The sequence below is a fragment of the Novosphingobium sp. PhB57 genome (assembly GCF_004342985.1).
Classification (GTDB): domain Bacteria; phylum Pseudomonadota; class Alphaproteobacteria; order Sphingomonadales; family Sphingomonadaceae; genus Novosphingobium.
The window spans coordinates 193,490-215,546 of the sequence record NZ_SMBO01000003.1 but is presented as its reverse complement, the minus strand read 5'-3'; the positions used below and the strand labels follow the sequence as shown (position 1 = coordinate 215,546).

10 protein-coding genes are annotated in these 22,057 nt (G+C 66.7%); 3 read left to right on the top strand and 7 right to left on the bottom strand.

Features of this window, described 5'->3' with window-relative positions; all coding sequences use genetic code 11:
• Positions 1 to 24: 24 nt before the first annotated feature.
• The 3 genes from EDF58_RS11710 to EDF58_RS11700 all read right to left on the bottom strand — a co-directional run bounded on the left by EDF58_RS11710 (position 25) and on the right by EDF58_RS11700 (position 6,435).
• The gene (locus EDF58_RS11710) at positions 25 to 4,185 is read right to left on the bottom strand and encodes a bifunctional nitrate reductase/sulfite reductase flavoprotein subunit alpha (protein ID WP_132265627.1); all 4,161 of its coding nucleotides are present in this window, start codon (positions 4,183 to 4,185) and stop codon (positions 25 to 27) included.
• 209 nt (positions 4,186 to 4,394) lie between these two features.
• Complete coding sequence (locus EDF58_RS11705; RefSeq protein WP_132265625.1) at positions 4,395 to 5,192, bottom strand: transporter; 798 nt, start codon at positions 5,190 to 5,192, stop codon at positions 4,395 to 4,397.
• An 82-nt stretch (positions 5,193 to 5,274) separates the two neighbouring features.
• Positions 5,275 to 6,435, bottom strand: a complete 1,161-nt coding sequence (locus EDF58_RS11700; RefSeq protein WP_132265623.1) for a hypothetical protein — start codon at positions 6,433 to 6,435, stop codon at positions 5,275 to 5,277.
• A 203-nt stretch (positions 6,436 to 6,638) separates the two neighbouring features.
• On the opposite strand from EDF58_RS11700, the gene EDF58_RS11695 reads away from it, so the two are divergent.
• The 3 genes from EDF58_RS11695 (at position 6,639) to EDF58_RS11685 (ending at position 9,162) form a co-directional block, all read left to right on the top strand.
• The gene (locus EDF58_RS11695; protein ID WP_165921384.1) at positions 6,639 to 7,706 is read left to right on the top strand and encodes an acyltransferase; all 1,068 of its coding nucleotides are present in this window, start codon (positions 6,639 to 6,641) and stop codon (positions 7,704 to 7,706) included.
• Between the two features lie 220 nt (positions 7,707 to 7,926).
• Positions 7,927 to 8,667, top strand: coding sequence for a response regulator transcription factor (locus tag EDF58_RS11690; RefSeq protein ID WP_165921383.1), 741 nt, complete (start codon positions 7,927 to 7,929; stop codon positions 8,665 to 8,667).
• A 267-nt stretch (positions 8,668 to 8,934) separates the two neighbouring features.
• Entirely contained in the window at positions 8,935 to 9,162 is a 228-nt protein-coding gene (locus EDF58_RS11685; RefSeq protein WP_031342197.1) for a helix-turn-helix transcriptional regulator, read from the top strand.
• Here EDF58_RS11685 and EDF58_RS11680 read toward each other — a convergent pair.
• The 4 genes from EDF58_RS11680 to EDF58_RS11665 are packed head-to-tail and all read right to left on the bottom strand — an operon-like array spanning position 9,128 to position 22,007.
• Entirely contained in the window at positions 9,128 to 9,892 is a 765-nt protein-coding gene (locus EDF58_RS11680) for a 4'-phosphopantetheinyl transferase superfamily protein (RefSeq protein WP_132265617.1), read from the bottom strand. The two genes, EDF58_RS11685 and EDF58_RS11680, sit on opposite strands and share 35 nt — an antisense overlap.
• On the bottom strand, positions 9,889 to 10,866 hold the full coding sequence (locus tag EDF58_RS11675; protein ID WP_132265615.1) for a glycosyltransferase family 2 protein: 978 nt from the start codon (positions 10,864 to 10,866) through the stop codon (positions 9,889 to 9,891). Before EDF58_RS11675 ends, EDF58_RS11680 begins: the two co-directional genes overlap by 4 nt.
• Positions 10,863 to 17,303, bottom strand: a complete 6,441-nt coding sequence (locus EDF58_RS11670) for a type I polyketide synthase (RefSeq protein WP_132265613.1) — start codon at positions 17,301 to 17,303, stop codon at positions 10,863 to 10,865. The genes EDF58_RS11675 and EDF58_RS11670 overlap by 4 nt, the downstream gene beginning before the upstream one ends.
• Positions 17,304 to 17,306: 3 nt before the next feature.
• Positions 17,307 to 22,007, bottom strand: a complete 4,701-nt coding sequence (locus EDF58_RS11665; protein ID WP_132265611.1) for a MupA/Atu3671 family FMN-dependent luciferase-like monooxygenase — start codon at positions 22,005 to 22,007, stop codon at positions 17,307 to 17,309.
• Positions 22,008 to 22,057: the final 50 nt, after the last annotated feature.

The following is a 22,057-nucleotide window of genomic DNA, read 5'->3' as shown; positions in this document are numbered from 1 at the left end:
CGGGCGGCCACCTTTCAATAGCGCTCAGTAGACATCGCGGAGGTACCGCCGATCCTCGCGCATCTGGGCGACATAGTCCTCGGCCGCGTCGGGCTTCATTCCGCCATGCGTGGCAACGATGCGACGAAGCGCGAGGTCGACGTCCTTGGCCATGCGCCCCGCATCGCCGCAGACGTAGAAGTTGGCGCCGCCCTCTATCCAGCGCCACAGCTCCGCACCTTCTTCCACCATGCGATCCTGCACGTAGATCTTCTCGGCCTGGTCGCGGGAGAACGCCAGGCTCAGCCGGTCGAGATGGCCCGAGCGGCGCCAGGCGTCGATCTCCTCCCGGTAGTAGAAATCGGTCGCTTCGTGCTGCTCTCCGAAGAACAGCCAGTTGCTGCCGGTCGCGCCGGTTGCCAGACGGTCATGCAGGAAACCCCGGAAAGGCGCGATCCCCGTGCCCGGACCGACCATGATCGCGGCGCGCGAGGGATCGGCAGGCGGCCGGAAGTGCGCCGAGGATTGCAGGAACAGGCCCGCCCCCAGCTCTTCCGCCCGGTCCGCCATGAACGCCGAGCAAACCCCGCCGCGCCGCCGCCCCTTGTTGGCGTAGCGCAGCACGGAAACGGTCAACTGCACTTCATCGGGCTGGGCATGAGGGCTGGAGGCAATGGAATAGAACCGCGGCTGGATCGGCCGCATGACTTTCATGAGATCGCTGAGCGTGAGGCGCGCGCCGGTCTCATGCAGCACGTCGGCGATCTGGTGTTCGCGAAGGAAGCGATCGTATTCGGGCTTCCTCTCGGGATCGAGCAGCGGCACGAAAGCCGCTTCGGGCAAGCGCTCGGCAACGAGTTCCAGAATGTTGCGCGTGGGCTTGGCGATGTCCCAGTGCCGCAGGAGCGCTTCGTAGAGCGGCACGTCCCCAACATCCTTGACAGTTACCAAGCTATCGGGCGCAAGTTCCAGTAAATCCAGGATTTCCGTAGCCAAGGCCGGACAATTGACAGGCCACACGCCCAGCGCGTCCCCGGCTTTGTAGGCGAAGTCATGGCCCGTCAGGTCGAACCCGAACTGGCGTACTTCCTTCGCGGCGCCAAGGCCGCTCAGCACGGAGTTGCGCACCATGCGGGTGCGCAGCGGTGCTTTTCGGCTGTAGGGAGCGCCGGGTCCGCTCACTATGGGCGCTGCTGCAGGAACGGCGAGTGCCGGCACAGACGGGACATCCGCAAGCATGGCGCCGATGACCGTTTCCAGCCACTGGCCGGCCACTTCCTCGTAGTCCGGCTCGCAGTCCGCACGGGCGGCGATCCGCTGCGCGCCCAGTTCCTCGAGTTTCGCATCCAGCTTACGGCCAAACCCGCAGAACTGGTCGTAGCTCGAGTCCCCGAAGGCCAGCACCGAGTAGCGCAGCGCGTCCAGCCCGGTCGGCGCCCCGGCCTCCAGCGCCGTCCAGAAGGTGCCGCCGTTGTCGGGCGCATCGCCGTCTCCGAACGTGCTGGCGATGATGAGCGCGCTTCCCGCCTCGGCCAGTTCGGCGGGTTTCACGCTGTCGAGCGAGGCCAGGCGCACCCGGCACGATCTGGCCTCCAGCTTCCGGGCGCATTGTTCCGCGAACCCTTCCGCCGTTCCGGTCTGCGAGGCCCAGAGCACCATGACGTGCGAGGCCGGCATCGCGCCCGCCGGGTCGGAAACGAGCCCCGGGGAACCGGCAATCTCGTCACCGGCCAGCGGCACCCGTGCGAACAGCCCCGCTAGCAGGCCATTGACGTAGTGCAGCTTGCCGCCTTCGAGCGGCGCTCCGGGGGGAAGAAGGGGCACGGCATGAGCCGGTTCGCTGGCGCGAAGGCCGGTCATGAAGCCGCTGAGATAGCCTTCCTCTGCCGCCGTGAAAACGGGCGGAACCCCCGGTGACAGCCCCATGACCTGCGCGAAAGCATCGATGGCGGCCGCCTGCGACGGCAGAAGGCGCGGGGCGGCGGGAATGGCCGCGGAATAGGGCTTCGTCATGTCTTCCGGTGCCGCAATCGAGGGAGCCTGCTCGACCGGCCCCGACAGCCGGGTGAGCGCCACGGCCGAGAACTTGAACTCCGGCTGCAGCGAGATCGGGTCCACGGCGTCGTTGGTCACGGCATTGACGCAGAGATCCTCGCCGAAAACGTCGTTCCAGTGGAAGGGCGCGAAGCAGTTTCCGGGGCGGACCCGGTCCGTCACCACGGCGGGCAGCACGGCCCGTCCCCGGCGCGAAGCCAGTTCCACCATGTCCCCCTCGCCGATGCCGAGGGCGGCGGCATCTTCGGGGTGGATTTCCAGGAAGGGAGCGGGATTGAGCTTGTTCAGCGTCGGCACTTTGCCGGTCTTGGTCAGGGTGTGCCACTGGTGCTGGAGACGGCCGGTGTTGAGCACCAATGGGAAATCGGCATCCGGCATCTCGGCCGGGTCCATGTGCGGGCGCGGCAGGAAGTGCGCCTTGCCGCTCTCGGTCGGAAAAGCGATGGCGGGACGGCTGCCGTCGGTCTCGATCCGGGCGGACTGGCTCACGCCGTCGTTGATGTAGCGGATTGGATTGCGATCGTTCCCTGCTTCGGGCGGACAAGGCCACTGCATCGGCGTTTCGCGCAGGCGGTCGTAACTGGCGCCGCGAATGTCATAGCCGGTCCGCGGGTTCCAGAAGGCCCGGATTTCCTCGAAGACATCGGCAGCCGAGCCATAAGTGAAGGCCCGGGCATAGCCCATTTCGCAAGCCACGCGGGCGATGATCTCCCAATCCGCCATCGCCTCTCCGGGAGGATCGACGGCTTTCTGCATCAGGGTGAGGTTACGCTCCGAATTGATCATCACCCCTTCCGCCTCGGCCCAGAGCGCACCGGGCAGGATCAGGTCGGCATGGCGGTTGGTCTCGGTATCGACGAAGACATCCTGCGCGATCACGAGTTCGGCGGCTTCGAGCCCGGCAACCACCGTCTTGCGGTTCGACACGCTGGCGACGGGATTGGTACAGATGATCCAGCATGCCTTGATCCGGCCGGCGGCCATGTCCTCGAACATGGAAACCGTGCCTGCTCCAGCCTCCACCCGCAGCGTGCCGCGCGGAATGTCCCAGGCATCCTCCACGAAATGCCGGTCCGCCTCGCTGGGTGTGGCGCGCTGGCCCGGAAGACCGGGCCCCATGTAGCCCATCTCGCGACCGCCCATGGCGTTGGGCTGGCCGGTCAGCGAGAACGGCCCGGCGCCCGGGCGGCAAATCGCGCCGGTCGCCAGATGCAAATTGCAGATCGCATTGGTGTTCCAGGTGCCGTGAGTGCTCTGGTTGAGGCCCATGGTCCAGCAGGACATCCATGCCCCCGCTGTCCCGATCCACTGCGCGGCCTGGCGCAAGTCCGCTTCGGCAATCCCCGTCAGCGCTGCAACCGTCGCCGGGGGATAATCGGAGAGGAACGCCACCATGGCGTCCCAGCCCTCGGTATGCGCGGCGATGAACGCCGGGTCGATGTGGCCCTGCTCGGCGATCAGATGGAGCAGCCCGTTCAGCAAGGCGAGATCGGTGCCCGGTCGCACCTGCAGGAACAGGTCGGCCTTGTCCGCCGTGGCATTCCGGCGCGGATCGACGACGATCAGCTTTGCCCCGGCTTTCACCCGGTCCATCATCCGCAGGAACAGGATCGGGTGGCAGTCTGCCATGTTGGCCCCGATCACGAAGAACAGGTCCGCCTTGTCGAAGTCCTCATAGGATCCGGGAGGCCCGTCCGCGCCGATGGAAAGCTTGTACCCACTGGCCGCGCTCGCCATGCAGAGGCGCGAATTGCTTTCGATGTTGTTGGTGCCGATGAAGCCCTTGCAGAGCTTGTTGGCCAGATATTGCGCCTCCAGCGACATCTGGCCGGAGACGTAGAAAGAGACCGCATCCGGCCCGTCACGATCGATGATCGCGCGCAGTCCCTGCGCCGTTCGCGTGATCGCCTCTGCCATCGGGATCGCGCCCTGGTCGCGGCTGCCCTCGATGCGGGCATAGGCGGTTTCCGCCCTGCCGGGGGCGGTTACCGGGACGTGGCAACTGCTGCCCTTGGTGCAGAGCCGGCCGAAATTGGTCGGATGGCTCTTGTCGCCCGACACCTTGACGATGCGCCCATCCGCCACGTCCATCACGATGCCGCAACCGACGCCGCAGTAGGGGCATGCGCTCTTGACCTTGCTGCTAGCCACGTCTTCCCCAAACGAAAAAACGCCACCGGCCGGAACCCTGTTCGGGGTTCGACCGATGGCGTCGTTGCCTTGTTAGCCAGCCCTTGCGGGCTGCTGGAGAGAACCCCGCGCCTTTGCGGGTCTCACTCCGATTTGACCGTTATCTTGCCGTAAGGACCCGGCGGCTGCAAGCCCCTGTTTCGCAGTGCAGCATGGAGCGCTGCCGCTCGTCAGAACCTGCGGGAGATACCCATGTAGATCTCGAGATCGTCGGCATCGCGGTCCAGGCCCGCGTTGGCGCCGAGGTCGATCTGGAAGCGATCGGAAGTCTGCCATCCCAGCGACAGGCCCGAGAGATGCTCGGAGTGATGCTCGCCCGGCTCCCGTACGGTGCGGTACTGATACTCGGCCGTGGCAGTCAGGGCATCGCTCAGCTTGGCCGCCACACCGACGACGTCTCCGAATGCGAAGTGGCGGCCATGCCCGTCCTCGTTCACGTCGGCGTCGAATTCGGGAACCATCTCCAGCGAAATCGCGGACGTCACTTCGTAGGAGAGCGGGATGCGCAATCCAGCGCCCCAGTCACCCGCGCCGATCGGCTCGCGCCCCGTGGGCAGCGACACGAAAGGCATGACGGCGGCCGAGAAGCCCGACCCGTCAGGATTGGCAAGATTGCGCCGCAGGGCGAGCGTCAGGTCGCCGGTGCCGCTGCGATGCTCGACCTCGCCCGTCGTCCGGTCGCGGCTGCGCGAAAAGCCCAGGCTGGTCCAGCCGACCTGGACTTCCGCATGATCGGCAATGCCCATGCGCAGCAGGAAATCGCCGACCACGAACACATCCTCGCGCTGCGTGGAATCACGGTTGAGCGTCCAGTCGCCAAGGCCGGTTTCCAGCGAGAAGCGGCCGGCGTCCATGGTGCAAGCCGGAGTGCCGATGCCGGGGCGATCGGGGCAATAGTCACGGCCCTGCGCGGCGGCCATCGTCGGGGCGGCCATCAGGGCAACGAACAGGAGAGCGCGAAATTTCATAACAGCCCTTATAGACGACTGCCGTGCAAATCGTCCGCTGCGGGCGCTTGTTCCCGCGCGCTTCCGGCCGGGTGACGATTGATCAGCGGGTGTAGCGTCCGCGTCCCAGTTCGTCCGGCAGCAGCGCGTCCCCGTCGATACGAAGCGTCATCCGTTCGAAGGGTGGGTCCATGATCTGTTCGATATCGATGGAAAACCGCACCACGCCCGAGCGGACCGGCGGAACAGGCACGTCGATGTCTCGGCCCGGAACATAAGGTGCGCTCAGGGTGGCGGAGACGAGGTCTGCGGACGGTCCCTCAGGCACCAGGGTCAGGCCTTCCCCGGCGGTGGTCACTTCGCTCTCCCGGCCGTCCGCGAACCGGAGCGCCACCCGCACACCGCGCGCATCGTTGCCGGACTTGGGGTCGATCACCAGGACGGCCAGGCCGCCCTGCCATTGGTCGGGCGACTGCTCATCGACGGCAACCGGCTCGGGCATTCGGCACATATCGGGCAGCACCGGGTCGGGCAGATCCGGGCGGGACCTTCCGGCGGCGCTCGCTGTGCGTTCGGCCCTGTCGCGCGCCTCCTGCCAGGCCAGCGTTACCTGCCGCGCCTCCTGCGCCGCATCGTCGGCGACAGGCGTGCCGGCCGACAGGATACGGCTTGCCGCTTCCTCCATGCGCGCCCGGGCCTCCTCTGCCGCGGTCAACGCGGCATCCGCTGCGGCATCGCGCTCTGACTGCGGCACCTGCACCTGACTGCCCGGCGCTTCGACCGTTTCGACGACTGGCTCGGTGGTGGCGACGGAATCGACCAGGAAAGGACAGCGCGCCTCCACCGCATCTTCTGCCGTAGCGCGATCGCGCGCCAGTCGCTCCTGCTCGGCCAGCGCCGACCAGGGCTGGGTGTCCAGATAGGCGAACAGCGGCCGATCCCGCACCGGCCGGTCGGCTGACAGGACGATTTCGGCGCCATCCCGCCGCCAGGTCCCGTGCGCGAACTGGTCCAGCGCGCCAACCGAGATGTACCATTCGAACGTGCCGTCGCGGCGCAGGAGCATTTCGGACCCTGTCTCCATGACGCCCGACAAATAGTAGTGCCCGGCGAAGTCCGTATCGACGCCTGCCCCGATCCTGCCGCTTTCGTCAGCCCTGGAAGTCGGCGCTTCGGCTTCCGGGACATTCCGATCCTGCGCCCCGGCAGGCACCATCGGTGTCGTCAGGGCCAGTCCGGCAGCAATAAGGAAACCTGTCCGCATCCGCCGATGTTTACCGCAGCGACTTGGCCCGACAACCACAAACTCCCGCGCGCAGTGGCGAGAACGTGGCACGAACGTGGCAAGAACTCAGGGGGCGATAGCCCGGATTACCCGCGCGGCTATCCGATAGGACAATGCCGAAAGGCAATGCGAATAACCGGGTAGCGGATGCAATGATGACGCCAGCAGCGGAAATCAGGCCGATGACGGGCATACGCGGCGCCGCCGCGCTGTTCGTGATGCTCTATCATTTCCACCTCAAGATGATCGCCACCGGACCGCTTTCGACCATGCTGCTGCATGGCTATCTGGCGGTGGACCTGTTCTTCATCCTGAGCGGCTTCGTCATGGCCCATGTCTATGGCCAGGCGCTGGAAGCCGGGACATTCCGTCAGCGCAGCTTTCTCCTCCACCGCCTGGCGCGGGTCTATCCGCTCTATCTCCTGGCCACGCTGGCATGCCTGGTGCTGGCGCTGGGTCGCAGCGGCAGTCCGGGCGCGCCGCTGTCCGCGCTCGCGGCCAATCTCGTGATGCTGCAAGCGCTCGGCAACTGGCCCAGCATGGACCCGCCCGCATGGTCGGTGAGCACCGAGATGGTGGCCTACCTTCTGTTCCCGGTGATCGCGATGGCCTGCTTGCGGTCGAGCCGCCGGACCGCGCTCATCACGGGCGCCGCCGCCTTGCTGGCCGTGCTGGCGATGACATTCGCCGCAAGCCGGCACTATATCGGCGCACCTGTCGCGAAAGGCGAACTCGACTTGTTCTTCTCGCCTTACACCCTTGTGCGGTGCCTGGCCGGTTTCACCATCGGGCAATTGCTCCACCGGCTCTACCGCAACGGCGTTCTCAATCAGGTGCTGTCGGGCAATCTCATCCAGTGCGCGGTCCTGCTGATGGTACTGGCGACGATGGCGCAGGCGCTCTCGGACTTTCCCGCCTATCTGGCATTGATCGCGTTGATTGCGACCCTGGCGCAGGACCGCGGCGTGATGAAACGGCTCTTCGCCTCGCCGCCGTTCATGCTGCTGGGTAAAGTGTCCTTCGGCATCTACCTGCTGCATTTCCAGGCCATCGGCCTTGTGGAGCGCCTGCGGACTGCCGCGCTGCACCGGGGCCTGAGCGCCGATGCCAGCGACTGGATCGCCTCGCTCACCGCCTGCGCCATGGTGATCGCGCTCGCCTGGGTGTTGCACCGGGGGTTCGAAAGCCCGCTGCGCCGCATGATCCGGCGCCTCGAAGCGCGTCCGGCAACGCCGGCTCTGGCGAGATGAGCCGGGCGTCAGCGCATGGTGAGAATTACCCTCCCCAAAAGGAGGAACTGTCAAAATCGGCCTGTTCGCAGTAGGTTCATCTAAGAATTAGCGAACGAGGCTTAGCACTCGTATTTTCCGGGTTCTGTTGGGCGGAACGGATCTTCTCGGACCTCAGGCATCTTCCCAGGATGCGACCAAGACGAGAGGCCTGCGAACGATCATGACGACGGGTACATCGGTGGTGGTCTCGGTGGCCATCAGGAATTCGCTGATACGGGAAGGGGTTCGGCGCATTCTTTCGGACTCCGGGTTCGATCTGGCGGAGTCGGTCGACGCTCTGGAGCGCTTGTCGCCGCGCAGCGAGACGGAAGCCGCGCATGTGATCGTGGTTGGCGGCTCCCTGCTGGGTGACGAGGGTGCTGCCGTCATCGCCGATGTCCTCCACCATTTCCCGAACGCGCGCGTGGTCGCGCTCGTCTCTTCTTTCGATTTCAACGAAATGGCCACAATCTACGCCGCCGGAGCTTACGCTTATTTCCTCGATCAGGTACCCTATCAATCGCTCGTGGCGATGATGCAGATGGTGGCCGTCGGCCAGAAGGTGGCCCCGCCTGAGATTATCGCCCTGCTCGACAACCTGCTGCTCATCACGGAATTTCCCGCGCAGCAACGCACCGCGCAAGGGTACGATCTCAGCGACCGGGAATGGGACGTGCTGGGTGCCCTGGAGCGCGGGCTGCCCAACAAGACGATCTCGCGCGATATCGGCATCAGCGAATCGGCCGTAAAGGCGACGGTCAAGTCCTTGCTTAAAAAGCTTTCCGTGAGCAACCGGACGCAGGCTGCCGTGCTGGCGCGCGAACTGGCCAACCAGGGGCGTGCCCGGATGATATGCGGCCGCCAGATCGCCAGCGCCCTGCCCGGCCTTCCCCACCATCTCAACGGCGAAAGCACGCGGCGCGACATCCTGCAGTCGTGATCCCGGCACGCGATTGCTTGCTTATGTGCAATCGTGAACATAACTCTCCCGGATTATACGAATGAGTATCCGGTCGAATCGGGATAGTCCCCACGCTCATGCGATCGTCCCTGAACCCGGTTTAAATCCAAACGGCCGCCCCCCGTCGCCAAAATATAGCGTGACTCGAATCTTCGCCAATGCAACATTTGCCATTGAGGCTCGGTAAAAGTCTCAATGGAAGGTAGGGGGGTTCGATAATCATCATCGAAATGTAGGGGGAAATTCATGTACAGATTTGACAATGAAGCTGTGCAACTTACCGCTCGTGAATTGGATGTCTTACGCTTTGTGGCCATGGGACGGTCTGCAAAGGAAACGGCGATCGAGCTTAACATTGCGCCCTGCACGGTCGAACGGCATGTCGAAAACGTGCGCCTCAAGACCAGAACACGTAATCGTGCGCATATGATCGCTCATGTCATCCGCGAAGGGCTCCTGCAGCTCCACCAGTAACGGAGCCTGCAGGAACAAGCCGATGGTTCCGATCAGACCGGCTCATCCGGATGCATCGGGCCCAGGCGACCAGCAGGTCGTCCTTCAGGTCGTAGACGTGACTTTCCACAGGAGAGCCGTCGATTTCAACGAGAGCTGACCCCGGGTCAACGTCGCAATCGAATGACGAAGGTGCTATGGCAAGACCGCGTCCCAGCGCCTTCACGCAGGCTTCCTTGCGTACCCACACCGTCAGGAACGCGCGGCTGTAGCTGGACGCGTCCTTATCGGAGAGCCGCTGCCGCTCGCGCGCGGTGCAATGGAGATCGGCCAGTTCGGCCGCTTCGGCAATCGGCCGCAGACGCTCGGCATCGACGCCGATGTCATGGTTCCACGACCAGCCCACAACGATACTTTCGCCGCTGTAGCTGAGACTGCACTTTGCCTCCGGGGCATTCGTCAGCATCGGCTTGCCATGAGCATTGGCTTCGTAAGACTGGCGCCCGGCCGGGATGCCGGTCCAATATTCCCCCAGCAAGCGCAAGGCTCCATGCGCGATACGGTAGCGGTTGGCGAGTTCGGGAAAGCGGAACCGTGCTGCACGGGCCTGTTCCTCGTCGGAGAGGCAGGCTGCGAGCCGAGGATCGACGCGGGCCGGAACCGTGATCCGCCAGAGGCCGAATGGCCCTGAAAGCCTCACGGCCGCAAGCCCCAGCGAACGCGCATCTCTTTCCCAGCCAGTTCCGTTCATCTGCGGCGCGGGAAGAAGGCACTGTGCCGCGCGAAATCGGCCAGGAGCCGCGGCGGGTCCAGGCTCTGCTCCCGGCGCAAGGCCTGTTTGGCCAGAAACACCGAATGGGATGCCATCCAGGCGAGATCGGCGAGGAGCGCATAGATCCGGCCGTGGTTCTTGCGAAAATAGCGGTGACGGGATTCGAACCAATATGCCGGCATCCGCCGCGGCTTTGCCTGCGGGTCGGTAATCCCGGTGCTCTGGCCGGAGATGTGAAGCACGCGGGCCTGCGGCAGATACCAGCACTCCCACCCTTGCCCGCGGACGGTGCGGCACAAGTCCGTTTCCTCGTAGTAGAGAAAATAACCCTCGTCGAAGCGCAGGCCCTCCCACAGCAGGGCGGGCCGGATGGCGAGGCTGGCGCCGCTGACCCAATCCGCGCGTTCCGGCCGGTCCCCTATCCTTCGCAGCAGGGCGTGGCGCGCCAGCAGACGGGAACTGGCTTTCCATCGCAGTCCCCGCTCGATCTCGCCCAGGATCGAGGGAAACCGGAAGGCAAAAGGCCAGGGACTTCCATCGGCTTCGAGCAGCGCCGTTCCGACCAGCCCGGCCGCCGGCGTGCTCGCCATGAAACGCGCCAGCGCGCGCGCCGCGCCGGGCATGACGCGGGTGTCGGGATTGAGCAGCCAGACCAGATCCGCCGGTCTTTCCTGCGCCAGGGCAAGGTCGATGCCCTGGTTGTTGCCCGCCCCGAAGCCGCCATTCACCGGAGAGCGGACGACGCGCGCCCAGTTCCAGTCCTGCTGCAGGAGGGCGGCCTCTATCGCATCGGCCGATCCGTCGCGGGAATCGTTGTCGATCACGAAGGCCCTCAGCTGCAGCCCTTCTCCCGCTTCGGCCGCCAGGCTTTCCAGGCACGAGACGACCAGTTGCGCCGTCCGGTAGTTCACGATGACCACGTCGATGGCGTGGAACGGCAGGTAATCGCTCATTCGGCCGCAACCCCGATGAGGTCCTGGGCCAGTGGTTCGAAAGAGGCCAGCGCGGCATCGAGCGCGTCCTGGAACAAGGGAGCAAGGCGCTCGACGTAAGGTTCCTGGAGGTTGCTGCTGTGTCCGCCCGGAATGTCGACGATCACGATTTCATCGCGGACGCGCTTGCCCCAACCGAGCGCATAGTCGCGGTATGTCAGGCTGTAGGGCGTGTCGTCGACCAGGCCGGTATCGTCGCCGGCCTTGAACAGGGCCACGGTGCCGCCCTCGAAGATCCCGGCAGGACGATGCTCCTTGTGAGCGACCTCATAGAGCTTGAGGAAAGGGATCGATGCCGGTCCGCCCGGCTCGCTCGCTCCCGCCGTGTGCGCACGCATCGTCCGCACCGTGCGGCGATCCTCGGCCTGCCGCAGGCGGGAGCCGACCTCCCAGCGCGCGGCGTTCCAGGCCCGCCGTCCGACGTCCGGCAGCACGCCCAGGGCTCCCGTCCGCGTCACGAGACCGCGCAGGCGGGCAAGACGCAACCGGGTCGTGAGGAACCGGAACTTGCGCGCTTCCACGTCGGCGGCATCGATAATGCCCACGAAGGCGACCTGCTCCCCGCCATCCTGGAGCTGACGGGCCATTTCGAAGGCAATGACACCGCCCGCGCAGAGCCCGGCGAGAAGATAGGGCCCGGCGGGCTGCACCGTGCGCAGCCTCGCCACGTAATATGCCGCCATCTCGTCGATCCGGGTATGGGCATAGGAGCCGTCACTGCGCCGGAGCGGCTCCATGCCCACGACGTCACGGCTCCTGTCCAGCCTGAGCGCCAGTCCGCGATAGAGCAATGTCTCGCCCAGCCCGTCATGAACGAAGAACAGCGGAGTGCGCGCCCCGCCCTTGCGGATGGTGACGAGGCCGACCGGCGCCTGATCGGCATTCGCCGCTTCCGCCGGTCGATCTGCCAGGCTGCCCGGATCGACGATCGCCGCCAGGTTGGCGACGGTCGGCTGTCCCAGCATCGCCGCCAGGGGCAGCGTCTTGCCGGTGCGCTTACGCAGGCGATTGGTGAACTGGACAGCCAGCAGCGAATGGCCGCCCATGTCGAAGAAGTTGTCGTTTCGCCCGATCGCGGGCACGCCCAGAAGATCGCACCACAAGTCCGCGATGACACGCTCGGTTTCGGTTCGCGGAGCATCGGCGGGATCGCAGGCCACCCCGGTTGCGGCGGGCTTCGGCGGCTGCCGCAGGGCCGCGAGCACCGCGTGGAGATCGTAGGGCGAAATCACCAGATGCGGCCGCCCTGCCCCCGAAAGCAGGCGCGAGACGATTTCCGCGCCTTCCTCGGGACGGATGCCCATTCGCGGTCCGGGTTCGGAAACACCTGCCGCATCGACGGAGCCTGACGAAGACGCCGCAGCGGAAAGGTTCATCGCCGTGCGGATCATCGTGAAGTCGCTGGCCTCCGCCAGCACCCTTCCATCGGGATCGGTGATCGTGACATCGAACACGGCCGTCTGGCCGCCGTCGTTCGCGTTCGGACGATGGCGCACATGGCTGACGATCCGCGCCGGCAGCGGTGCATGGAGCACCAGTCGGCGATAAGTAAAAGGCGCAAGGAAATCGCGCTCGGGGTCGCGTCCGGGAATCAGCGACTGCGCGCCCGCCGTCGCGAAGTCGAGCATGGCGGGGTGCAGCAGGATCTGTTCCAGCTCGCCTTCGAAGGCTGCCGGCAAGTCGATATGGAGCAGCGCTTCGCCGTGTCCGATCAACGTCTTCGAAAGGTTCTGCCAGCGCGGCCCGAAGCGAAGACGGGGCTGGTCTTCGCTGCCGCCCCGGCCCGGCCGACACCGAGCCGCGATGGCATCGAGGTCCAGCGTGGCGCGGAGCGGTGCTGCTGCATGACTGCTGACGGTCCCCCGGGCATGCTCCGTCCACGCCCCGCGGTCCCCAGCGGGACGACCGAGCACGGCGACCCGCCAGGCCTCCTCACCCGTGGTGCCATCCTCCTTGCGGACATGGACCCTGAGATCGCGCGCTTCGCCGTCGGCAACGGAGAAAGGTTCGAGAAACGTGAAATCGCTCAGCTCCAGCGGCCCCGGCTCGACCATGGCCACCGCGGCACGGGACAGCTCCAGGTAAGCCGTGCCCGGCAGCAAGGCGCCTGCCGGCTGCTGCTCGCGGATCATCCGGTGCTCATCCAGCACCCATTGTTGTTCGGGCGAGAGCATTCCGGCCAACACGAACTCGCCGTGCGACAGGGAATGCGCACGCGTCAGGAAGGGGTGCGCGAAAGGACGGCCCTTGCCGAGATCGTCTGCGAGCGCGGTTCCGACGCCCTGCCCCGGCCCCTGCCGTCCGCCCTGCGCGGCCGCCATGCCTACTTCGGCCCATTGGCTCCAACCGGCAGATACCACGCGCGTGACCGGATCGTGCCGCCGCGACTGGGCATAGGCATCCAGGAAAGCATTGGCCGCGGCATAGTCGGTTTGCCCCGGCAGCCCGGCAAAGGCACTGATCGACGAGAACAGCATCAGGAATTCGGGAGGCCGCCCCGCCATGGCCTGCTCGAGGGCGAGAGTGCCCGCGATCTTCGGCCGCAGCACGGCCTCCATGGCCGAGCGGCTGCGGGTCTCGACCAGTTCGTCATCCAGCGCGCCCGCCGTGTGAAAGACGCCGGATATCCTGCCGAACCGGGCTTCGACGCGGCGGACAGCACGGCGCAGAGCCCGCAGATCGGCGACATCGGCAACCACGAGTTCGACTTGCGCGCCTGCCGCCTCAAGGGTCGCGATCTGCCGCAGCTTGTCTTCCACGGCCAGTGGCAGATCACCCGCCTCCAGCAAGGCGCTCCAGCGCGCGCGTTCGGGCAAGGCGGTGCGGGAGAGCAACGCGATGTTCGGCGTGCAAGTCCGCGCGAGGTGGTGCGCGATGGTCAGGCCGATGCCGCCGAGACCACCGGTAATGAGATAGGTTCCGCCTTGCGCGAGCCAGCAGCCGGCACCCCCTGTCGGCGCGCCGGAAGAAGCGGCGCGATGGCCCAGCACCCACCGCTCGCCCGCTCGAAAGGCTACGTCCCGGCCATCTGCCGACACCGGCTCGCGGATCAGCGCGTCGACAGTTCTTTCGAGCGCCAGGGCGTGCTGCGTTGCGGGCTCGATATCCACGGCGCGGAACAGCAAGCCGGGATACTCGGTGGCGAGGCTTCTGCGCGCGCCGAGCGCCGTGGCCTTGATCGGCGCGACATCGCGGTCTCCGGCGATGCGCTGCGCGTGGTCGGTGATCAGCAGGACTTCCACTTCGGCGCCGTCGCAAGCCGCGGCAAGCTCCGGCGCCATCGCCGCGAGCGCGAAAAGACCGTGATCCAGCAGTGCATCGTGAGGGTCGCCGGTCTCCCCGGTCACGAGCCAGGCGTGATAGATCCGGCCGGGCAGCAGGCTGCGTTCCGCAAGGGCCGCGAACAGCCAGTTCCAGTCCTCGCGGTGTGAAGGGCGAACGACGAAATCCTCGACATCGCGTTCCGCGCGGCGCCGACCGGCGTGCACGGTCACGACATCGACGCCCGCACCGCGCAGCCGCGCGACCAGACGGTCGGACAGGCCGCGATCGTCGCAAAGCACCATCGCCGGCTGTTTAGCGGGCTCGCGATCGGGAGCGTCCTCTCGCGCCCAGACCGGCTCGTAGATCCAGTCCGCAAGCTCCATCCGCGTATCGGGATCGGCCTCGGCCAGATCGTGAGCCCCGGCGCTGCCCATAGCAGCGGATGGCTCGATCCAGTGGCGCTGCCGGTCGAAGCGGTATCTCGGCAGCGGCAGGCGCAAGCGGCGCTCCCCGCTCCAGAAGGCGGTCCAGTCCACCGCGACGCCCAGTGACCACAGCTCGCCCAGAGCCTGCAGGAAGCGGGCGTCGTCGGGGATGTCCTGATCGGGGTGACGCATCGAATTGACGACGGGCTGCAAGGCTCCGCGTCCCGGATGCTGCCGCGCCAGGCTCGTGATCGACCGGCCGGGGCCGACTTCCAGAAGAACCCGCTGGGGATCGCCCAGCAGGCATTGCAGACCGTCAGTGAAGCGCACCGGTTCGCGCAAGTGGCGGACCCAGTATCCGGGATCGGTCGCTTCGGCCGCCTGCACCCAGTCTCCGGTGAGATTGGAGGCGAAGGGAATGCGCGGCGCGTGGAAGGTGATTGCCGCCAGCATAGTGCGGAACTCAGGCAGGATCGGATCGAGCATGGGCGAATGCGCGGCGACCGTGATCGGGATTGGCTGGGCTTCGATTTCGCGCGCGGCCAGCGTCTCGTGAAACCGCGCGATCGCCGGTGCCGCGCCGGAGACGACGCATAGGCGCGGACCGTTGATCGTCGCGATCGACAAGTTGGGCGGCAAAAGCGGCGCCAGTTCCTCTTCCGCCATCGCGACGCCGAGCATGGCGCCAGCGCCGGTCTGCTCGAACAGCATGCCGCGCGCCTGGACGATGCGCAGTCCGCTTTCGAGGTCGATCACCCCGGAAATGTGCGCCGCTGCATATTCGCCGCAGCTGTGGCCGATCATCGCGGCCGGCTCGACGCCCAGCGAGATCCAGAGCCGTGCGAGTGCGGTCTGGACGATGAACAGCGCGGGCAAGGCGAGCGAGGGCCGCTCCAGCTCGGCGGCGGCATTCGCGCGGTCGGCCTCGCTGGGGAAGAGCCAGCGGCGCAGCGCGTTCGGGCCGATCCGGTCCAGCAGGTCCAGGCCGCGATCGACCTGAGCGCGAAATAGCGGCTCGCTTTCGTAGAGTCCGCGCGCCATGTCGACATGCTGGGGACCGCCGCCGCAGAACAGGAAGGCCACGCTCCGGCCGGGAATTGCGGCCCCCTGGCCCTTGGCCTCGGCCGCTGCGGTCAGCGCCGCTGCCATGGCCTCGGGCGCCTCACCGGCGGCCACGGCGAAACCGCGCATGGGCAGTTCACGCCGTCCGGTGCTCAGAGTGAACGCCGCGTCGGCCAGAGAAATATCCGGCCTTGCGGTGACATGCCCGGCCAGCGCCGCGAGGTTCGCGGCCAGCGCCGTTTCGCTCTGGCCCGAGGATATCAGCAACTGGTGACGGCGGCCCGGCGTGCCTTCCCTGCGCAGCGGGGCTTCTTCCATCACGACATGAGCGTTGGTCCCGCCCACGCCGAGTGAACTGACCCCGGCGCGACGGGGGCTGTTATCGCGCCGGGGCCAGGCTTCCCGCGAATCCTGGATGCGCAGCGGGCTCGTAGCGAACGCGCAGTCAGGATTGGGCGCCTCGAAATGAGGCACTGCGGGAAGTTCCTCGTGACGCATCGCCAGCGCCACCTTGATGACCCCGGCAGCGCCCGCTGCCGTGTCGGTATGACCGATATTGGCCTTGACCGAGCCGAGCCCACAGGGCCTTGTCCGGGGGGCGGATTGCCGGAAGACTTGCGTGAGCGCGGCCACTTCGATGGGATCGCCAATAGGCGTGCCGGTGCCATGAGCTTCCACGTAGTCGACCTCGGAGGGATCGACACCGGAGACCGCCAGCGCCTCCGCAATCACGGCGGCCTGACCTTCGACGCCCGGCGCGAGATAGCCCACTTTGCCGCTTCCGTCGTTATTGATCGCCGATCCGCGCAGCACCGCGTGGATATGGTCGCCGCTTTCGATGGCGTCGGCCAGGCGGCGCAGGGCCAGTATGGCGACGCCGCTGCCGAACACGGTCCCTTGCGAGCCGGCATCGAAAGGCCGGCACTTTCCGTCGGGTGAGAGAATTTCGCCGGGCTCATAGAGATAGCCCTGGCGGTGCGGCAGTTCGATCGAGACCCCGCCCGCCAGCGCCATGTCGCATTCGCCGGCGAGCAGGCTCTGCGCGGCCATGTGGATCGCCACCAGCGAAGTCGAGCACGCGGTCTGGACATTGATGCTCGGCCCCTTGAGGTCGAGCAGGTAGGAGGCGCGGGTCGTCAGGAAGTCCTTGTCGTTCCCGGTGTGACGCAGCAGGAACAGGCCGGTGTCCCGCACCAACCGCCGGTTGCCGAGCAGATTGTACGGCATGTAGGCGTTGTGCCCGGACCCCGCGAAGACGCCGATCACCCCGCCGAAGCCCTGGGGCGTGTGCCCGGCATCTTCCAGCGCCTCCCACGAGCATTCGAGGAAATGCCGGTGCTGCGGGTCCATGATCGCAGCGTCCCGCTGGCTGAGACCGAACAGCGCGGCGTCGAAGCATTCCATGTCTTCCAGCGGGGCCCCGCGCCGGACATAGTGGGGATTGCGCAAGAGTGCGGGACTGACACCGGCCGCGATAAGTTCGTCCTCGCTGAAGGTCTCTATCCCCTCGCGCCCCTGACGCAGCATGTCCCAGAACGCGTCCGGGCTTCGTGCGCCCGCAAATCGGCAAGCCATGCCGACGATGGCGATGGAGCTGGCGTCGGGCGCGCCGTCGCGGTCTTCGAAAGAACCGAATGCCTGGTCCATCGTTCAGGTCCTTGCCACGGTGCGAACGGCGCCCCGGCGTGCCAGGGCGGCACGGCGGGCCATCGCCCGATCCTGGCCCTCGCGCGTCGCGGCCGCGTCTTCGGCCTCGCCCGAGAGATGGGCCCCCAGCGCCGCGATGGTCGGGAAGCGGAAGATGTCCGTCAGGACCACGGGGCGCGACGCCGCGGCGGCCAGGCGGCGGTGAACCTGGATCGCCAGCAAGGAATGCCCGCCGATGTCGAAGAAGTTCTCCTCGCGCCCGACATGCGGCACATGCAGCAGATCGCACCAGACTTCCCGGATCTGCGCCTCGATCGGACTGGCCGGTGTGTCCACCGGATCGCGCCGAGGTTCGCTCTCTCGAACGGCGCCCGGCTCCGGCAGAGCCTTGCGGTCGATTTTGCCGTTTGGCGTGCGCGGCAAAGCGCCCAGCAGGACGAGGCTTCCCGGCACCATGAATTCGGGCAGTTGGCGCCGCAGGTGTTCGCGCAACCGGTCCCGCAGCGCATCGAACGGAGCCGCGGCGCTAATACCGGCGACATAGCCGATCAGACGCGTGGCCGCGCCTTCGCTGCGGGCGACCACCACGGCCTCCGCAACTTCGTGATGGGCGGCCAGGGCGGCCTCGATCTCACCCAACTCGATCCGGTACCCTCTTATCTTCACCTGGTGGTCGAGCCGACCAAGGAATTCCAGCGTTCCGTCGGCCCGCTGCCGCGCCAGGTCCCCGGTGCGATAGGCGTGCGCGCCGGTGACGAACGGATGAGCCACGAAGCGCTCGGCGGTCAGTTCGGGCCGGCGATGATAGCCGCGCACCACTCCCGCGCCGCCGATCACGAGTTCGCCCGGCGCCCCGGGCCTGACAGGTTCCAGCCTGCGGTCGAGAATGTAGATCTGTTGGTTGGCCAGCGGACGGCCGAGCGGCGGCGCGTTGTCCTGCGCGGTCACGTCATGGACGGCAGACCAGACTGTCGTTTCCGTCGGCCCGTACATGTTCATCACGGAGCCGCGCACAAGCCCGCGCATGTCCTGCGCGAGGTGGGGCGGGAACGCCTCGCCCCCCACCATGAGCCGCCTGAGACCGGCCAGGGCAGGACGCGAGGCCGGGTCGCTCGCCAGGGTCTGGAGCAGCGACGGGGTGCACTGGAGATGGGTTACGCCGTGACGAGCCATGAGGGCGTGCAGCGCGGGTTCGCCGGTCCCGCTCGATACGTCCGCCTGTGCCAGCCCCCGAAGCCGGTCGATGGCCGGAAGATGCGCAAGGACGCGTTCGGTCTCGATGCCGAAGTCGATCAGGCAGCCGATCTCGTCGACGCCCAGTTCTCCAAGCCGCCGGACCAGCGGCAGGTTGTCCTCCGGCGTGCCGAACAGGCCGCTCGTCTCGAAGTAGCGCTCGAAAGCATGTTCGAGCAGCGCCTCGGTCTCTTCTTCGCTAAGGGCACCGAGATCGACCTGGCTATCGGCGGCAACCCCGCCGGGACGCCGGAACGCGGGGAAAGCCCAGGCATGCTGGTGCAGCAGCGCGGTGGAAGTGCGCAGGTATTCGATCAAAGGCCCGCGCACGGCGTCGCGCACTTGTGCTTCGTCTTCGCCCAGGAACGTATGGAGCATCAGGGTGGCGTGGCCCTCGCCGGCATGTCCAGCCTCGCGCCAGGCCAGACGATAGGCAGCTATCTTCTCGGCCACTTCCTCGATCGACTGTCCGAGCAGGTGAGTGAGGACGTAGGCACCCACCCGTCCGGCTTCGATGAAGGTCTCGATGTTTCCGGCCGAAGTGATCCAGCATGGCAGTTCGGCCTGCACCGGGCGCGGATAAGTGAGCACCTCGACGTCGCTCCCCAGCGGCCCGGGGAAACGTCGCGCCTCCCCGCGCCAGAGGGCACGCACGTCTTCCATGCAGGCCTTGAGCGTACCGGGCCGGTCGGCGAAAGCCGAAGGGTTGAGCACGAAGTCGTTCGGCTGCCAGCCAGAGGCGAATGCCAGTCCGACGCGTCCTCCCGAGAGATTGTCCACCAGGGCCCATTCCTCCGCGATCCGCAAGGGATGGTGGAGCGTGCCGACGACGCTGCCCGCCCGAATGCCGACGCGAGAGGTGACGGCAGCGATCGCAGCGGAAGCTACCGAGGGGTTGGGATAGGGACCGCCGAACGCGTGGAAGTGGCGCTCGGGCGTCCACACGGCCTCGAACCCGTGCTCGTCGGCAAACCGCGCGCCCTCCAGCAGGAGCCTATAGTTCTCGGCGGCGCTGCCCGCGCTCGAACTGGCGAAGTAGAACAGGCTGAAGCCGGTGTGGCGCGTCGGCTGGGCAAGGGAAACATCGCCCCTCACCTGCCGCTCGGTCGCGATGACGACATGGTATCCGTGCATCAGCGGCCAGAGCAGTTCGAGCACCGAGATGTCGAAGCTCAGACTGGTGACCGCCAGCCATGTCCCCTCCTGCTCGATATGGCCATCCATTCCGGCGAAGAAGTTGAGCAGGTTGCGATGCTCGACGACGACGCCCTTGGGCAGCCCGGTCGATCCCGAGGTATAGATCATATAGGCGAGACTTTCCCCGCCCACTCCGCTCTCGAAGAGTTCGGGCGAGAAGGCCGCGCTTTCGCGGCGCAGATCCTCCATGCAGAGCACTTGCGCTTCGCCGTGCGGCAGGGCGTCCTTCAGCGCCGTTTCACTGACGATCAGGGCCATTCCGGAATCCGCAACCATGTGCGCAAGGCGGTCTTTCGGGTAGGCCGGGTCCAGCGGGACGTAGCCGCCCCCCGCCTTGTGCACGGCGATCAGGCAGGCGAGCATTTCCACCGAGCGGGAGAGATGAAGGCCCACCAGGGTTTCCGGCCCTACGCCGCGTGCCGTCAGGAGCCGTGCCATCCGGTTGGACAGAGCTTCCAACTGACCATAAGTGAGCGAGGTAGCGCCTGCGGTCACTGCCACGCGGTCGGGCGTCGATGCGGCCTGATCGGCGAAGGCGCTGTACCATGTCGCCCTATCGGCAAGCGGGGCGGCCGGCTCGTTCCACACTTCGAGCACGCACCCACGCTCCGCATCCGATAGCAGCGACAGCCGTCCCAGATCGGTGTCCGGCGCCGCACGGAACGCCGCCTGGAATATCTCGAACGCGGTCAGCAGATCTTCGGCATCTGTTTCCGGCAGCCGCACCGCGTCGTATGTCCAGCGGCAGGCGCCGTCCGAAGTGCAGATCGCCAGTTCGAGCACGGTCTCCCCAAACGGCACCGCGTCGTCGAACCTGTCTACCAGACGCACCGCGATCGGGTGTTCGATGCTCGCCTTGCCGCGCAATTCGGGGCAGCGGGCGAGAAGGTCCGCCGAATAGCCGACATGGCGGTGCAGCGCGGCGATCTCCTGCTCGACGCGCTCGACCAGCAAGGCCAGCGGCGCGCCGAAATCGACCGCGACCTTGAACGGCAGTTCGTGCGCGAACCAGTTCGACACGTCTTCAAGCCGTGCCTGGCTGACCGCATCGGCAAAGCCGATTTCCACGCTGTCCCGGTCGGCCAAGCGCGCCAGCCAGCCGATGACGACGGCGAACGCCTCGGCTGCGCGTCCGGTCGGGACCGTAGCGTCCAGCCGGTTCCATCGCGATGGCTCGCCTTCGCGGAGCGGGCGAAACGAAGGTAATTGCAGGCTGTCGCGCTGCCGCAGCCGGCGGCGCCACCACGCTTCGTGACGCCCCGCCGCCGCATCCAGCAAGTCGAGACGAGCCCGGCGGGATGCATCGAGCGACTGGAATGCACCGGCAGCGTAGCCGTCCAGCCCCGACAAGGCCGATCCGTCGAGCGCCGTCATGCGATCGATCCGCAAGTCCCGGTCGCCGGTCGCCACCACCGGCCGTTCGCCGCCGGATAACAGCGTACCCGGCGCTCGTCCGGAACGGCCGGCCAGCACGGTGACCTGCTGAACGAGCACCAGGCCTTGCGCCAGCACCGCCTTGGGCAGGCCCATAGGGTTGGCATAGGGCCCGAAGTCCAGCGCCGACACGAGCCGGGCGATTTCCTCCGCGGAACGGGTCCAGTCGATCGTCCCGGCCGCCGATGGTCTATGCGCGCGCCCGAACATGCGGACCGGAGCATGGGGCTGCGGCGCGGCAGCGACAACCGCGCCGTCCAGGTCGTCGACGATACGCGAGAAACTGCGCAGCCCCGCTTCGAAGCAGCGCGTGTTAAGCGAAAAGGCGGTTTCGCCGTCACTCACGCTGATGGGCTCGGCAGCCAGCACCGCACCTTCATCGACGGCGCCCGTCATGAGATGCCAGGTGACGCCGTGGTCCCGCTCGCCTTCTAGAAGCGCCCAGACCGGCGTGTTGAGGCCGCCTCGCGCGGGCAGCGGGCCGTCGTGGAAATTGATCGCTCCGCGCGCCGCAAGCGACAGGACTTCGCCGGGCAGGATAGCAAGGTTGGAAATGCTGAAGATCCAGTCGAGCGGAGCGTTCCCCTTGGCCAGCAGGTCGCGCGCGCGGGTCAGCACCCGAATGCGGCTGCGACGCGCCCAGGCCGCGGCGGGCGACCCTTCGGCCGTCACCACGGCCACGATCTCATGCCCCCGTGCCCGCAGCAATTCGCCGCATTCGACCAGCAGAGTTTCCTCGCCGATCAGCACGGAGCGATATCCGGTGTCAACGCCGCCCGCGCCTGGCGCCGAGATGTCGACGATAGTGCCCGCCACCACCGGATCGAATGTCGCATCCATGGGTATTCTCCTTAGGTTCCGAGCGTAACGGCTCGCCGGCAGCGAAGCCA